At 68.3% G+C, this 14,592-nt stretch carries 12 protein-coding genes and 7 tRNA genes; 11 read left to right on the top strand and 8 right to left on the bottom strand.

The window, feature by feature from the left end; genetic code table 11:
• From KBW98_RS22020 to KBW98_RS21970, 11 genes are all read left to right on the top strand, one after another.
• A partial coding sequence (locus tag KBW98_RS22020; RefSeq protein ID WP_211522309.1) for an acyl carrier protein occupies positions 1-472 on the top strand: 472 nt, incomplete at its 5' end.
• Positions 473-499: 27 nt separating this feature from the next.
• Positions 500-1,891, top strand: a complete 1,392-nt coding sequence (gene gltX, locus KBW98_RS22015; RefSeq protein ID WP_211522308.1) for a glutamate--tRNA ligase — start codon at positions 500-502, stop codon at positions 1,889-1,891.
• 64 nt (positions 1,892-1,955) lie between these two features.
• Positions 1,956-2,031 (top strand) — tRNA-Ala (locus tag KBW98_RS22010).
• A 29-nt stretch (positions 2,032-2,060) separates the two neighbouring features.
• Positions 2,061-2,136, top strand: a tRNA-Glu gene (locus tag KBW98_RS22005).
• 108 nt (positions 2,137-2,244) lie between these two features.
• Positions 2,245-2,320 (top strand) — tRNA-Ala (locus KBW98_RS22000).
• Between the two features lie 43 nt (positions 2,321-2,363).
• A tRNA-Glu gene (locus tag KBW98_RS21995) sits at positions 2,364-2,439 on the top strand.
• A gap of 91 nt (positions 2,440-2,530) precedes the next feature.
• Positions 2,531-2,606, top strand: a tRNA-Glu gene (locus KBW98_RS21990).
• Between the two features lie 90 nt (positions 2,607-2,696).
• Positions 2,697-2,772, top strand: a tRNA-Glu gene (locus tag KBW98_RS21985).
• Between the two features lie 128 nt (positions 2,773-2,900).
• Positions 2,901-4,079 (top strand): elongation factor P maturation arginine rhamnosyltransferase EarP, encoded by a 1,179-nt coding sequence (earP, locus tag KBW98_RS21980; protein ID WP_211522307.1) that lies wholly within the window; start codon positions 2,901-2,903, stop codon positions 4,077-4,079.
• Between the two features lie 119 nt (positions 4,080-4,198).
• Positions 4,199-4,774, top strand: coding sequence for an elongation factor P (locus KBW98_RS21975; RefSeq protein WP_211522306.1), 576 nt, complete (start codon positions 4,199-4,201; stop codon positions 4,772-4,774).
• 206 nt (positions 4,775-4,980) lie between these two features.
• Entirely contained in the window at positions 4,981-6,564 is a 1,584-nt protein-coding gene (locus KBW98_RS21970; protein ID WP_211522305.1) for an amidase, read from the top strand.
• 6 nt (positions 6,565-6,570) lie between these two features.
• Here KBW98_RS21970 and KBW98_RS21965 read toward each other — a convergent pair whose 3' ends face one another.
• The 8 genes from KBW98_RS21965 to KBW98_RS21930 all read right to left on the bottom strand — a co-directional run.
• The gene (locus KBW98_RS21965) at positions 6,571-7,068 is read right to left on the bottom strand and encodes a TssQ family T6SS-associated lipoprotein (RefSeq protein ID WP_373888989.1); all 498 of its coding nucleotides are present in this window, start codon (positions 7,066-7,068) and stop codon (positions 6,571-6,573) included.
• An 8-nt stretch (positions 7,069-7,076) separates the two neighbouring features.
• On the bottom strand, positions 7,077-8,219 hold the full coding sequence (locus KBW98_RS21960) for a hypothetical protein (RefSeq protein WP_211522304.1): 1,143 nt from the start codon (positions 8,217-8,219) through the stop codon (positions 7,077-7,079).
• 173 nt (positions 8,220-8,392) lie between these two features.
• Entirely contained in the window at positions 8,393-9,796 is a 1,404-nt protein-coding gene (gene dbpA / locus KBW98_RS21955) for an ATP-dependent RNA helicase DbpA (RefSeq protein WP_211522303.1), read from the bottom strand.
• Between the two features lie 28 nt (positions 9,797-9,824).
• Positions 9,825-10,085 (bottom strand): hypothetical protein, encoded by a 261-nt coding sequence (locus KBW98_RS21950; RefSeq protein WP_211522302.1) that lies wholly within the window; start codon positions 10,083-10,085, stop codon positions 9,825-9,827.
• 64 nt (positions 10,086-10,149) lie between these two features.
• Positions 10,150-10,226, bottom strand: a tRNA-Met gene (locus KBW98_RS21945).
• A 142-nt stretch (positions 10,227-10,368) separates the two neighbouring features.
• On the bottom strand, positions 10,369-11,526 hold the full coding sequence (locus tag KBW98_RS21940) for a class I SAM-dependent methyltransferase (RefSeq protein ID WP_211522301.1): 1,158 nt from the start codon (positions 11,524-11,526) through the stop codon (positions 10,369-10,371).
• Positions 11,526-11,735 carry a hypothetical protein gene (locus KBW98_RS21935; protein WP_020656338.1) on the bottom strand — a complete coding sequence of 70 codons (210 nt, stop codon included), beginning with the start codon at positions 11,733-11,735 and terminating at the stop codon, positions 11,526-11,528. The genes KBW98_RS21940 and KBW98_RS21935 overlap by 1 nt, the downstream gene beginning before the upstream one ends.
• 57 nt (positions 11,736-11,792) lie before the next feature.
• Positions 11,793-14,592, bottom strand: a 2,800-nt coding sequence (locus KBW98_RS21930) for an SbcC/MukB-like Walker B domain-containing protein (protein WP_211522300.1), incomplete at its 5' end; no start/stop codon positions are given.

Below are 14,592 nucleotides of genomic sequence, written 5' to 3'. Positions count from 1 at the left end.
GGAGCCGGCCGGGGCAGGCGAGGAGCGCGCCTGCGATCCGCTGCTGGCGCCCGAGTGGACGCCGGCGGCATCTCCGGCGGCCGGGAGAGCGATGGCGGTGGCGGAAAGTGCCGCTGGCGCCGCGCCGGCCACGCGCGCGCTGGTGCGCGAGTGCGTGCTGAACGGCTTGCGCGATGCGGGCGTCGACCGGATCGGCGACGACACCTCGTTCGCGGAAGCGGGCCTGGATTCGCTGGCTGCGATGCCGGTGGCGCTGGAACTGGAGCAGCGCACCGGCCTGGCGGTCAACACGGAGCTGCTCTACGAATTTCCGACGGTTGCGCAGCTGGCCGCCTATATCGACGCCAGGCGCAATGCGAGACGCGGCGCAGGACCCGAGAGAGCATGTGAAGCGTCATGCGAACCAGCGGGCGAAGCGGGGATGCGGGCGCGGCAGGCGGATGCCGGGGCGGATGGCGACGGGGTAAAATAGCGACTTTACCCTTTCGCTTTTTTCGCCATGACCGTCCGCACCCGTTTTGCTCCGAGCCCGACCGGCTACCTTCACCTTGGCGGCGCGCGCACCGCGCTGTATTCCTGGGCCTATGCCCGCCACTTCGGCGGCACCTTCATCCTGCGCATCGAGGACACCGACCTCGAACGCTCGACGCCGGAAGCCGTGCAGGCGATCCTGGACGGCATGCAGTGGCTGGGCCTGGAGCACGACGAGGGCCCGTTCTACCAGATGAAGCGCATGGACCGCTACCGCGAAGTGGTCCAGGGCATGCTGGCCGCCGGCACTGCCTACCTGTGCTATTGCTCGCCGGAAGAAGTCGAAGCGATGCGCGAACGCATGCGCGCCGCCGGCGAGAAGCCGCGCTACGACGGCACCTGGCGCCCGGAACCGGGCAAGGTGCTGCCGTCCGTGCCGGAAGGCGTCAAGCCGGTGGTGCGCTTCAAGAATCCGCTGGACGGCGAAGTGACCTGGACCGACGTGGTGAAGGGACCGATCACCATCGCCAACAAGGAGCTCGACGACCTGGTGATCGCGCGTCCGGACGGCACCCCGACCTATAACTTCTGCGTCGCGGTCGACGACTGGGACATGAAGATCACCCACGTGCTGCGCGGCGACGACCACGTCAACAACACCCCGCGCCAGATCAACATCCTGCGCGCGCTGGGCGCCGAGCTGCCGCAGTACGGCCACCTGCCGATGATCCTGGGCGCCGACGGCCAGAAGCTGTCCAAGCGCCATGGCGCCGTGAGCGTGATGGAGTACCCGGAGCAGGGCTACCTGCCGGAAGCCATGCTGAACTACCTGGCGCGCCTGGGCTGGAGCCACGGCGACGACGAGATCTTCTCGATGCAGCAGTTCACCGAGTGGTTCAACCTGGAGCACCTGACCGCCTCGGCGGCGCAGTTCAATCCGGAAAAGCTGGCGTGGCTGAACAACCACTATATCAAGCAGGCGGACAACGAGCGCCTGGCCCAGCTGGCGATGCCGAAGCTGGAGCGCGACGGCGCGGTGTTCGAGGGGGCGCCTCCGGTGCCGGCCGTGCTGGCCCTGATGAAGGAGCGCACCAATACCATCAACGAGCTGGCCGACGCCGCCATGCTGTTCTACCGCGAGCCAAAGCCGGACGCGGCGCTGCTGGCGCAGCACCTGACCGATGCGGTGCGCCCGGCGCTGGCCCAGTTCGCCGAGCGCTGCGCCACGGTGGAGTGGAACAAGGCGGCCCTGGCGGCCATGCTGAAGGAAGTGCTGGCGGCGCACGGCCTCAAGATGCCGCAGATCGCCATGCCGCTGCGCCTGCTCGTCACCGGCCAGCTGCAAACCCCGGCCATCGACGCCGTGCTGGAGTTGTTCGGCCGCGACGTGGTCGTAGCCCGCGTAAATAAATATCTGTGAAGTTGAAAATGGATATTTGCGTAATGCAAGGGCGTCCGCTATAATGCTCGCACTTCAGCAGTGAGGGGGTATAGCTCAGCTGGGAGAGCGCTTGCATGGCATGCAAGAGGTCAGCGGTTCGATCCCGCTTACCTCCACCAACTCTGAAGTGTAGTACGGTTGTTTCCAGGTCCCCATCGTCTAGAGGCCTAGGACATCACCCTTTCACGGTGAGTACCGGGGTTCGAATCCCCGTGGGGACGCCAGGTAACTGGCAGGAGCGACCGAGGCAAAGCAGCGACAACCCAGCCATGTCGCAGCCGCCGGGAGTAGTAAAACGTAGTTGCAGTATGTTAGAATATTGTTTTGCCGTAGGGGGTATAGCTCAGCTGGGAGAGCGCTTGCATGGCATGCAAGAGGTCAGCGGTTCGATCCCGCTTACCTCCACCACGTTGCAAAATAATGCGCTGTAGGTAGTATCTGGCAGTCCAGGGTCCCCATCGTCTAGAGGCCTAGGACATCACCCTTTCACGGTGAGTACCGGGGTTCGAATCCCCGTGGGGACGCCAAGAATTTGGTAAAAGTTGATCAGCGCGGCGCGCGCTTCCCGGCAGGGAAGCTGCGGACGACGCGAGTAGTTCGGTAGCAGAGCAGTTTTAGGTCCCCATCGTCTAGAGGCCTAGGACATCACCCTTTCACGGTGAGTACCGGGGTTCGAATCCCCGTGGGGACGCCAGCTTAAACCGGAGTAGACCAACGCGCATGCGCGGAGAGGTGCTCCGGTTTTCTCATTGTGGCGACAGTTTTTGTAGCAGCATCGTTTTAGGTCCCCATCGTCTAGAGGCCTAGGACATCACCCTTTCACGGTGAGTACCGGGGTTCGAATCCCCGTGGGGACGCCAGACCGGAAAAACCGGAGCAAGCCGCTTGGCTGCTCCGGTTTTTCTTTTCTGGCCGCGGACAAAAAATTGTCATGCCGAAGTCGGTTAGAATGGCGGCCCTTGCCAACCGGCTTTTCCCGATGTCTGTCATGCTCCCACACGCATCCCCCGATCCCACCCTCGCGATCTTCTGCAAGGTGGTCGACAATTACGGCGACATCGGCATTTGCTGGCGTCTCGCGCGCCAGCTGCGCCATGAGCATGGCGTGGCGGTGACCCTGTGGGTGGACGACCTGGCAAGCTTTCGCCGCATCTGCCCCGAGGTCGACACGGCGGCCGCGCTGCAGGACGTGCGCGGCGTCACGGTGCGCCACTGGGCCGGGCAGGACGGCGTCTTCGCGCCGGAGGACGTGGCCGGGATCGTGATCGAGTTCTTCGGCTGCGACATCCCGCCCGGCTATATCGAGGCGATGGCGCGCCGCACGCCGCGTCCGGTGTGGCTGAACTACGAAGGCCTGACGGCGGAAGACTGGGTCGAGGGCTGCCACCGCCTGCCATCGATGCACCCGCGCCTGAAGCTGACCAAGCATTTCTTCTTTCCGGGCTTTACCGCGCAGACCGGCGGCCTGCTGTGCGAACAGGACCTGGAGGCGCGCCGCATCGCCTTCCAGGGCGACCAGGCCGCGCAGCGCGCGTTCCTGGGCCGCTTCCAGCTGTCGGAGCGCGAACTCGCGGCGCGCAAGGTTTCGCTGTTCTGCTATCCGGACGCCCCGGTTTCCGAGCTGTTCCAGATCTGGGTGCAGGGCGAGGGGGCGGTGGCCTGCCTGGTGCCCGAGGGCGTGGCGGCGCAGGCGGTGGGCGAATTCATCGGCGCCGAACCGGTCGCGGGCGCGGCCGCCACGCGCGGCGCGCTGAGCGTGCGGGTATTGCCCTTCGTGGCCCAGCCCGACTACGACCTCCTGCTCTGGGCTTGCGACCTGAATTTCGTGCGCGGCGAGGATTCCTGGGTGCGCGCACAATGGGCGGGGCGTCCGTTCGTCTGGCACATTTACCCCCAGGATGAAAACCTGCACCACAAGAAATTGCGTGCTTTCCTGGCGCGTTATGCAACCGGACTGCCGGCCCTGCAGGCGTTTTCACTGGGCTGGAACGGCGCCGCCGAGCCGGACAGCTGGCCGCAGGCCTGGGCCGCACTGCGCGATGAAATGCCGGCAATTGCCGAACGCGCCACGACGTGGCGCCAGGAAGTGCTGGCGCATGGCGATTTGGCGACGAAGCTGCTCGATTTCGCGCGCGAGCTGGGGCGCGCCCAGGAAAATCAGATATAATGCGCGGTTAGTCTGTTACGGATTCTCAGTGAATCCCCGAGGATCAAACGTAGGCTTCACGGCACTTGCTCACCAGCCACCGATGATTTAATGCAACTACTTTTTTACGTATATATACTATGAAATTCGCTAAAGAAATTCGCGTTGGTAACATCATCATGGTTGATGAAAAGCCGTTCATCGTCCTGCGCTCCGACGTCAACGGTTCGAGCCGCACCGGTTTCACCTACAAGTGGAAGATGAAGAACCTGCTGACCAACGCGCCGCTGGAAAACGTGTTCCGCGGCGATGACAAGTTCGACGTCGTGGTCCTGGACAAGAAGCCGGTCACCTACTCGTACTTCGCCGATCCGCTGTTCGTCTTCATGGACGAAGAGTACAACCAGTACGAGATCGAAGAAGAGAACATGGGCGACGCCATCAACTACCTGAAAGACGGTATGGAATGCGAAGCCGTGTTCTACGACGGCAAGGCGATCTCGGTCGAACTGCCGACCACCATCGCACGCCAGATCGTGTACTCGGAGCCGGCCGTCAAGGGCAACACCTCGGGCAACGTCCTGAAGGAAGCCAAGATCGAAAACGCCATCGAAGGCCGCCAGCACGTCGTGATGGTGCCGCTGTTCGTGAGCCAGGACGACGTCATCGAGATCGACACCCGTACCAACGAGTACAAGAAAGTCGTGCGTAACTAAGCACTGGCTTTTCAATGAAAGCGCTGCCTGCGGGCAGCGTTTTTTTTTGCCGTGCTTGCCCGACGTGCATTGCCACGGTCGCTTGAACGCGTCGGCGGCGGAGCCGCCAACCCTACGAAGCGCCAACTTTTTTTGCGCTGTAGTGACAGCACACCCCAATCCCGCGCTGCTATCCTATTGCTTTAAATAAAACAACAGGAGACCGCATGGACCGCAGGGATTTCGTACGAATGGGTGTGGTGGCCGGCGCCGTGGCCGGTGCGGCGAACACGGCTGCGGCGGCCGCGCCGGATGCCGGCGGCATCCTCGACGCCGGGGTCCGGGAGCAGCAGGAGGCGATGGCCGCCGGCAAGCTGAGCTCGCACGCCCTGGTGTCGCGCTACCTGGCGCGGATCAAGGCCATCGACCGCGCCGGTCCGCGCATCAATTCTGTCATTGAAACGAATCCCGACGCTCTCAAGATCGCCGCCGAGCTCGACCGTGAACGGGCGGCCGGCAAGCTGCGCGGTCCGCTGCACGGCATTCCGGTCCTGCTGAAGGACAACATCGCCACCGGCGACCGCATGAGCACCAGCGCCGGCTCGCTGGCGCTGGACGGCGTGCGCGCTAGCAAGGATGCCCACGTGGCGGCCCAGCTGCGCGCGGCCGGCGCCGTCATCCTCGGCAAGACCAACCTGTCCGAGTGGGCAAACATGCGCTCGACGCGCTCGACCAGCGGCTGGAGCGGACGCGGCGGCCAGACCAGGAATCCGTATGCGCTCGACCGCAACACCAGCGGCTCCAGCTCGGGCTCGGGCGCGGCGATCGCGGCCAGCCTGGCCACGCTGGCGGTCGGCACCGAGACCGACGGCTCGATCGTGTCGCCGTCCTCGAGCTGCGGCATCGTCGGCATCAAGCCCACGCTCGGCCTGGTCAGCCGCAGCGGCATCATTCCCATCGCCCATTCGCAGGACACGGCCGGCCCCATGACGCGCAGCGTAGCCGACGCGGCCCTGCTGCTGGAAGCGCTGGCCGGCGAGGACCCGCTGGATGCGGCGACCCGCGGCAGCGCGGCGCGCAAGCCCGGCTATGCGGCGGCGCTGCGCAAGGATGGGCTGCAGGGCAGGCGTATCGGCGTGGCGCGCAATTTCTTCGGTGCGCACGACGCGGTCGACGCGCTGATCGAGAAGGAGCTGGCCCTGCTCAAGGCCCAGGGCGCGGTGCTGGTCGACGTCAAGCTGCCGAATACCGACAAGTACAACGAGAGCGAGCTGGCGGTGCTGCTCCACGAGTTCCGCCCGGACCTGGAAGCCTACCTGGCGGCCTACGCGCCGCATGCGCCGGTCAAGACCATGGCCGACATCATCGCCTTCAACGCCAGGCTGGCGGGCAAGGAAATGCCTTACTTCGGCCAGGAACACCTGATCGCTGCGCAAGCCAAGCCGGGACTGGAAGCGAAGGAATACAAGGAGGCGCTGGCGAACAACCTGCGTTACTCGCGCGAGGAGGGCATCGACCAGGTGCTGCGCGAGCACAAGCTGGACGCGCTGGTCGCGCCCACCGGGGGGCCGGCCTGGCTGACCGACTACATCAACGGCGACCACTATGGCGGCAGTTTCTCGTCGCCGGCCGCAGTGGCGGGCTATCCGCACATCACGGTGCCTGCCGGCTACACGCGCGGCCTGCCGGTCGGATTGTCCTTCGTGGGCACGGCCTGGAGCGAAGCTTCCTTGATTGGCATGGCCTATGCCTACGAGCAGGCCAGCCGCCGGCGCCGCGCGCCGACCTATCCCGCCAGTATCAAGGTCTGAGCGGTATCAGCGGCCGGACTTGGCTTTGGCGAACACCGGCCCCCACAGCGGGTGGCCGTGCTCGCCGGGGCCGAGGTCGAAGGCCGGATCGAGCTTGAGGGCGCGCTCGAAGCTCTGGCGGCACTGGGCCTGGCGGCCGGTGACGCAGTAGCTGAACGCGGTGTATTTGAGCGCAGCCAGGCGGTTGCGCTGGGACGCGCCGTTCATGTCGGCGGAATTCAGGCGCTTGATGGCCGCGTTGTATTCACCCTCGTTGTACAGGTGGATGCCCTCGCGCAGGGCGACGTCGTCGCGGTCCGAGGCTTGCCGTTCCACGCGCACCGGACGCTCCACTTTCTCGGTGCGATCGGCCCGCTCCGCGCGCGGACGCGGCTTCTCTTCCACGCGTACCGGCTGGCGCCGCGGCTCTGGCTTGTCGAGCAACTGTTCGAGCTGGGCACAGCCCGACAGGATCAGGGCCGTCAGCCCCGCAAGGGCCAGGCGCCCCGGATGGTCATGCTTCACTGCGCGCTTCAATCGTTGCCTCCCTGGGTGAAATCGAGCTCGATGATTGCCGTCTCGCCCTTGACCGAGTTCACTGTGACCGCGTGTTCGGGGAAACTCGGATTGATGATGCGGATCGTGTGCTGGCCGGCGGGCAGGGTCAGGCGCTTGAGCGGCGGGCTGACGCCCCGGTTGACGCCATTGACCAGGATCGTGCCCCAGGGCTTGATGAGCAGCTTGTAGGTGGCGCCCGGCTGGGCCGCGGCCGGCAGCACCGTGACCGCGGTCGGCGGTGCGGCCGGGGAACGCGCGGCCGCCGCGGGCGGGGGCACGCTGGTGACGGCGACACCGCCGGCATGGGCGGGCAGCGGCGCCGGGTAAACAGGCTGCGCAGGGACGCCTTGCGGCGCGGCGCCGTCCAGCGCCGCCGTGTCCGCACGGGCCGGCGCCGCGGCCTGCTGCTGGGCTTGTTCCTCGGGCAGGGTCAGGCTGAGCGCATCGCGCGAATCCGCTTCGTGCAGCAGCGCGAGCAGGGCCGCCAGGCCGCCCAGCAGGACGGTCGCGGCGCCGGTCATCAGCAGCCAGCGCTGCAGGCGGCCGGGCTGCGCATCGCGCGCCGCTCGGAGCGGCTCCGCTTCGGCGGCGAACTGGGCCACCGGGGGCGCGGAGGCGGCCATCGCGGGCGCGCCGCCGGACGAGGCCATGGCCGGCCCCAGCACGACGATGCCCAGCAGGTTGCGCAGCTGTTCGATGGTCTGGGGGCGCTCCTGCGGGTCCGGCGACAGGCAACGGTCGATGGCGCCGACGAAGGAGTCGCTGTAGTCGCTCCCCACGCGGCCGCGCAGCGGGCCCTGGGGCGCCGCTTCCTGGGTGATGGCGTAATGCACCACGGCGGCCAGGTCGTGGATGTCCTGGGCCTCGGTATCGCCGGGCAGGGTGGCATGGGCGGGCAGCAGCATGGGGTCGCCCGAATCGAGCACCAGCAGGGTATCCGGGGTGATCGGCCGGTAGGGCATCTGCATCGCGTACTGCAGTTCCAGCGATTGAAGCACCTGGCGGATGATGCGCCGGCACCAGGATTCGTTGACCATCTCCTGGTTGTGCTCGACGATCTCGCGGACCGTGCGGCCGTCGGTCTGCTGTGGGGGCGTGCTGAGGGTGTCCGTCATCATGGCATTCTGCCGGGCGATGACAAGCAAGGATGCCGGCCTGACCCGGTGTATCTGGTTTGTTGCAAATAATGCCAGAATTGCCGGAAAGGCGGCGCGGTCGAGTCAAACGTGCGCGACAGTTACATTTGCCGCTGGAACATCCGTGGGCGGCAGCGCAGGCGCCGCCGCGCGGATTACATCTCCAGGAAGCGCATCTTGAAGTAGCGGCCCTTGATGGCGCCGAACTCGGGGCCCATCGGATTGCCGGCGCTCAGGCGCTCGACGGCCTGGCGCGCCACGCGGCGGTCGAGCGCCACGTAGCTGTTGAATTCAAAGATGTTGATCTTGCCGACCTGTTCCTTGGTGAGGCCGGCGTCGCCGGTCAGGGCGCCCAGCAGGTCGCCGGGACGCAGCTTGGCCTTCTTGCCGCCGGCGATCACCAGGGTCATCATGGGCGCCGGCTGGCCGGCTTCGGGGTGTTCGCCGAGGGCGTCCAGGTCTTCCCACACCGCGTCCTGCTGCTGGTATTCCTCGACCAGGCGCACCCATTTCTTTTCGTTCGGGGCGGCCAGGGTGTGGGCCATGCCGGTGCCCGCGCCGCGTCCGGTGCGGCCGATGCGGTGCACGTGCACTTCCGGATCCTTCGAGACGTCGACGTTGATCACGGTGTCGAGGTCGGCGATGTCGAGGCCGCGGGCGGCGACGTCGGTGGCCACCAGCACGGAGCAGCTGCGGTTGGCGAACAGCACCAGGATCTCGTCGCGTTCCTGCTGTTCCAGTTCGCCATACAGGGCGAGGGCGGAGAAGCCCTGCGCCTGCAGGTACCCGGCCAGCTCGCGGCAGCGCGCCTTGGTATTGCAGAAGGCGAGGGCGGAAACCGGGCTGTAGTGCTTGAGCAGGCGCGCCACCGCCTCGTCGCGGCCTTCGAAGCCGATCTCGTAGAAGCGCTGGTTGATCTTGTCGGCGTCGTGGCGGCTCTCGACCGCGATCTCCAGCGGGTCGCGCAGGAAGCCGGCGGTCGCGTGGCGGATGTCGTCCGGATAGGTGGCCGAGAACAGCAGGGTCTGGCGGCGCTGGGGTGTGGCGCGCACGATGTTCTCGATCTCGTCGTAGAAGCCCATGTCGGTCATGCGGTCGGCCTCGTCCAGCACCAGGGTCTGGACATTCGACAGGTCCAGGGTGCCGCGGCCCAGGTGGTCGCGGATGCGGCCCGGGGTGCCGACCACGATGTGGGCGCCATGTTCGAGCGAGGCCATCTGCGGACGCATCGACACGCCGCCGGTCAGGGTCAGGATCTTGACGTTGCCGACGCCGCGCGCCAGGCGCCGCAGCTCGTTGGCGACCTGGTCGGCCAGCTCGCGCGTCGGGCACAGCACCAGGCCCTGCACCGCGAACCAGGCCGGGTTGAGCTTGTGCAGGATGCCGATGCCGAAGGCCGCGGTCTTGCCGCTGCCGGTCTTGGCCTGGGCGATCAGGTCGCGGCCTTCAAGGACGGCAGGCAGACTTTCGGCCTGGATCGCGGTCATCTGGTGGTAGCCGAGCGTCGCCAGGTTGGCGAGGAAAGGCGGCGTGAGGGGCAGGGTGGTGAAAGCTTGCATCAATGGCTCCAGCGTTCAGCCGGGCCACTCAGGCTTCCGGCGTGGCCGGCGCCCAGACGGGCAGGCCGGTCAGGTCGAGGTTGTCGTCGCGGCGCCAGACTGGCAGGCCGGTGGTGTCGGTTTCTTCGAGCAGGTGCAGCTGCTCTTGCTTGAGGGTAGCACGGCGAGGACGAGGACCGGTGCGCTTCGGTTCGGTGACTGGAACAAGCGCCGGAACAACGGTTGCGAGCGGCGCGGCCGGCTCGAAGCCCGGCAGATCGAACGTTGCGTTGTCTTTCTTGTCTCTCATCTGCCTTTGCTACCGCACAAAACAAAAGCCCGGCTCCATGAGTCGGGCTTTTGTATTGGTATTCTGGTTGCGGGGACAGGATTTGAACCTGTGACCTTCGGGTTATGAGCCCGACGAGCTGCCAGACTGCTCCACCCCGCGTCTGAGAACGATAGTATAGCGGGTTATAGGGTATTGCGCAATGTGGCAAATTCGCCGCCTCCGCGGCGATCGGTGGCTGCCTCGTTTTCGCGTACGGGACGGGTAACGTGGTTCGAACGCGTCGGCGGCGGCGCCGCCGCCCCTACGCCGCGCGGAGGCGCCAGAGCGAAGTCACTTCCTTCGATCTTGCCGCATGCAAAGGATCATCCGCATCGCTCGCCTTGCCGTGCACCGGCCGCGTATCGTGCCGCGCCGCCACTTCCAGCCCGGCCGCGGCGATCCAGCCCAGCAGCTGCTCGCGGGTGCGCAGGCCCAGGTGCTCGGCCAGGTCCGACAGGATCAGCCAGCCTTCACCGCCCGGTTCCAGGTGGGTCGCCAGGCCGTCCAGGAAACCCCTGAGCATGCGGCTGTCCGGATCGTAGATCGCGTACTCGATGGCGGAACTCGGCTTGCCGGGCAGCCAGGGCGGATTGCACACCACCAGCGGCGCGCGGCCTTCCGGGAACAGGTCGGCCTCGATGATGTCGACCTGTGGGACCAGGCCCAGCCGCGAGATGTTCTCGCGCGCGCAGCCGAGCGCGCGCGCATCCATGTCGGTGGCCAGCACCCGCAGGCCACGCCGCGCCAGCACGGCCGACAGCACGCCGGTGCCGGCGCCGATGTCGAAGGCGAGTCTGGGGCCCACCTTGGCGCCGTCGGGCAGCGGCGCCTGGGCCACCAGCTCGACGTATTCGCCGCGCACCGGCGAGAACACGCCGTACCAGGGGTGGATGCGCTCGTCCAGGGCGGGGATGTGCACGCCCTTGCGGCGCCATTCGTGGGCGCCGATCACGCCCAGCAGCTCGCGCAGCGAGGCGACATAAGGCTCGCCTGCCACGCCGTAGGCTTCCAGGCAGGCCAGGCGCGCGTCCGGCGCGCGGCGCAGCGGAATCGCATGGTCGGCCCCGAAGGGAATCAGGAGCATGGCCAGGGTGCGGGCGCGCTGCAGCTGCTGCAGGCGATGGCGGTGGAAGGCCTCGGTGGGCGAGGCGGGGGCAGCTTTCACCTTCGACGCCTTGGCCCGCCTGGCGCGCTCGCCCTTGTGCTCGACGCGGCGCACCAGCGCCTGCAGCAGTTGGCGCGCGTTCTGGAAGTCGCCGCGCCACAGCAGGGCGGTGCCGTCCAGGGCCAGGCGGTAGGCGGTGTCGGCGTTCATGGTGTCGTCCGCGACCACCACCTTCTTCGGGGCCGGCCAGCCGCTTTCGGAACGCCAGCGCGCCACATGGGCCACGCCGCCTTCATGCCATTCGAGAATAGCCATCAGTGGTGGTGGTGCCAGTTGCCGTCGGTGGATTCGAGGTAGGACTTGACCGCGTCCGGGCTGCCGGTCGCGTGGCGCTTGACCTCGCCGCAGTCGCAGATGCCCTGGTAGGGCTGGATGTGCGAGCAGGCCGAGACCTTCTGCAGGAAGACCTTGACCGGCTTGGCGCACTTGGCGCATTTGAAGGTGAGGATGCGTGCGGGCTTCATGGCGTTTCTCTATAAACCTGTTGGAAAAAGCGGCATTCTACACCGCTGCGGCGAGCGCTATTCGACGATCACCAGGCTGCTGCCGCCCCCGGCCGGGCGCACCAGCACCTTGGTGGCGATGCGGTCGGTCATCTCCTGCACGTGGGAGATCACGCCCACCTTGCGGCCCATCGATTGCAGGGCGTCCAGGGCGTCCATCGCCACGCCCAGGGTGTCGGTATCGAGGCTGCCGAAGCCTTCGTCGATGAACAGCGACTCGACCCGCACCCGGTTCGAGGACAGCGAGGCCAGGCCCAGCGCCAGCGCCAGCGAGACCAGGAAGGATTCGCCGCCCGAGAGCGAGTTCACGGAGCGTACCTCGCCGCCCATGTCCTGGTCGCGCACCATCAGCGCCAGCGAAGGACCGCTGGCGTAGGCGACCCTCTCCAGGCGGTAGCGGCGCGCCAGGTGGCCGAGGTGGGCGTTGGCGTAGCCGAGCAGCACATCCAGGGTGAACTGCTGGGCGTAGTTGCGGAACTTCTTGCCGTCGCTGGAACCGATCAGCTCGGACAGCTTGCCCCAGCGCTGCTCCACTTCCTGCTGGCGCTCGATCTCGGCCAGCACGGCCTTGGCCTGCTGGCGGCGCCCGTCGTCCTGGTCGACCTGCAGGCGCAGGCTGGTGGCCTGGTCGTGGGCGGCGCGGCGTTCGGCGTTCAGGGCCTCGAAGGCCTGGGCGACGGCTTCATAGGCCTGGCCGCCGGGCGGGGCGCTCGCCAGGTGGGTTTCGCGCTGGGCGCGGCGTTCGGCCAGCACCGCCGTGGCGCTGGCGACCTGGGCGTCGAGCGCGGCCAGCGCCGCCCGCTCCTGGGCCAGCCAGGCGGCGCCCACGGCCAGCAGCTGGGACAGCTCGTTGCTGTCGGCCACCGGATCGAGTTCGTCCTGTTGCTGGATGCGCCGGTAGTCTTCCAGCCAGTCCGACAGCGCGGCGGCGGCTTTCGCGCCTGCGCTGTCGAGTTCCGCGATGCGTTCGGCCAGCTGGGCCAGCGCGGCGCGGGCATGTGCTTCGCGCTGCGCCGCTTCGTTCGCGGCCGCCTGGCGCGCCGCCAGGCGTTCGCGGGCGGCGGCCAGCGCCGCACCCAGCTCGCGTTCGATGTCGCGCGCGGCGCGGCCCTCCCACAGGGCGGCGCGTTCGGCGCGCATGCGCGCCAGTTCCGTCTCGATGCGGGTGAACTCGGCGGCGGTATGCGTGCCGCTGCGGTCGATCTGGGCGATGCGCTCCAGCGCGCCCGCGACTTCCGCTTCCAGGGTGGCGATGGCGGCGACGGCGCGCGCCTGCAGCTCGGTCTGTTCGCGCCATTGCGAGGCTTCCGAGGAACGGGCCTGGCGCCAGGCGGCCGGCGCGCGGCGCCACGCGTCCTGCCAGCCGTCGCCGCCGGCGTTCGTCAGTACCGGATCGAGTTCGGCCAGCAGCGTGTCCAGCTGGGCGACCGCCGCTTCCTGGCGCGCCGACTGGGCCTGCAGCTCGGCCGCCAGGCGCGCGCTGGCCTCGCGTTCGGTGTCGAGCGCCTGCTGCAGGCGCTGGCGCCCGCCCTGGGCCTGGTCCAGCTCGCGCTGGGCGGCGTCGCGTGCACTCGCCGCCTGGCGGTAGGCCTGCTCGCGCTGTGCGAGCCCCTCGCCCGCGCGCCGCAGCGCCTCGCGCCGCTGATCGAACCAGTCCGCGCGCGCATCGATGGCGGGCGCCTCCAGGGCGGCGGGGAGCTGTTCCCAGCGTACAGCAAGGGCGTCGCCCCGTTCGGACAGCTCCGCGCGCTGGCGCTCGAGCGCGGCCAGGCGTTCGCGCGCCGTGTCCAAGGCCGCCTGCTGCGCGGCCTGCAGGGCGGCGTTGGCGCGCACCGCCGTCCGCGCCTGCTCCACTTCGCCGCGCAGGCCGGCCAGCATGGCGTGCAGGCGGCCGTCCTGCTGGTGGTAGGGATGATCGAGGCCGCCGCAGACCGGGCAGGGCGCGTCCTCGCTCAGGGAGGCGCGCAGCTGCTCGACGCTGGCCGCGCAGGCCAGTTCGGCGGCGCCCAGAGAGCGCTCGGCCTGGGCCATGGCGGCTTCCAGCGCCGGCGCGGCGGCGCGCGCCTCGAGCAGGCTGCGCTCGGCGGCGGCGCGCGTGGTGTCGCTGTGGTCGAGGTCGCGCGCCAGCTGGGCCAGGGAGCGGCGCGCGGTGTCCAGGTCGGACCAGACGGCTTGCGCCGCCGCCAGTCCTTCGCGCTGCCGGTCCAGGTTGGCACGCTCGGCCGACATCGCATCAACGTCGAAGCCTTCGAGTGCGGCCAGCGCGCCGGCGCGCGCCGCTTCCAGGGCGCCCACCCGTTCGGCGGCCTGGCCGAGCGCGCCCAGCGCCGCCGCTTCGCGTTCACGGGCCTGGGCGGCGTTGCGGCGCGTGGTCTCGATGGCGCCCTCGGCGGCCGCGACGCCGGCCGCGGCCTGCTCGGCCTGGACCAGCAGCCTGTCCCAGCGCGGCCACTGGCTTGCCATCGCATCCAGGCGCGCTTGCGCCGCCAGCCAGCTGGCCGACGCGTCGCGCGCCTGGCGCTGGCGTTCCAGTTCCGCCGCCTTGTTCTGGTGCTCGGCGCGCGCATTGCGGGCCTCCAGGCGCGCCGCCTCGAGCGCGGCCTGGGTCTGCTTGTGGGCCGGCGCCAGGGTGTCGATGGCCGCGTCGAGCGCCTTGGCCTGGTCCAGCTTGGGCGTGGCGCTGCGCAGGGCTTCCTCGGCGATATCGACCTGGGCCAGCGCGGCGTCGACTTCGCCGCCGGCCTGGCGGCGCGTCTCCAGCGCGGCGGCCAGCTCGGCCTCGGATTTCGCGCTCGACGCCAGGGCCTGGCGCCGCTCG

The organism is Massilia sp. ST3 (assembly GCF_018119405.1).
In the GTDB taxonomy this organism is placed as follows: domain Bacteria; phylum Pseudomonadota; class Gammaproteobacteria; order Burkholderiales; family Burkholderiaceae_D; genus Telluria.
This window is presented reverse-complemented; position numbering and strand designations above follow the sequence as displayed.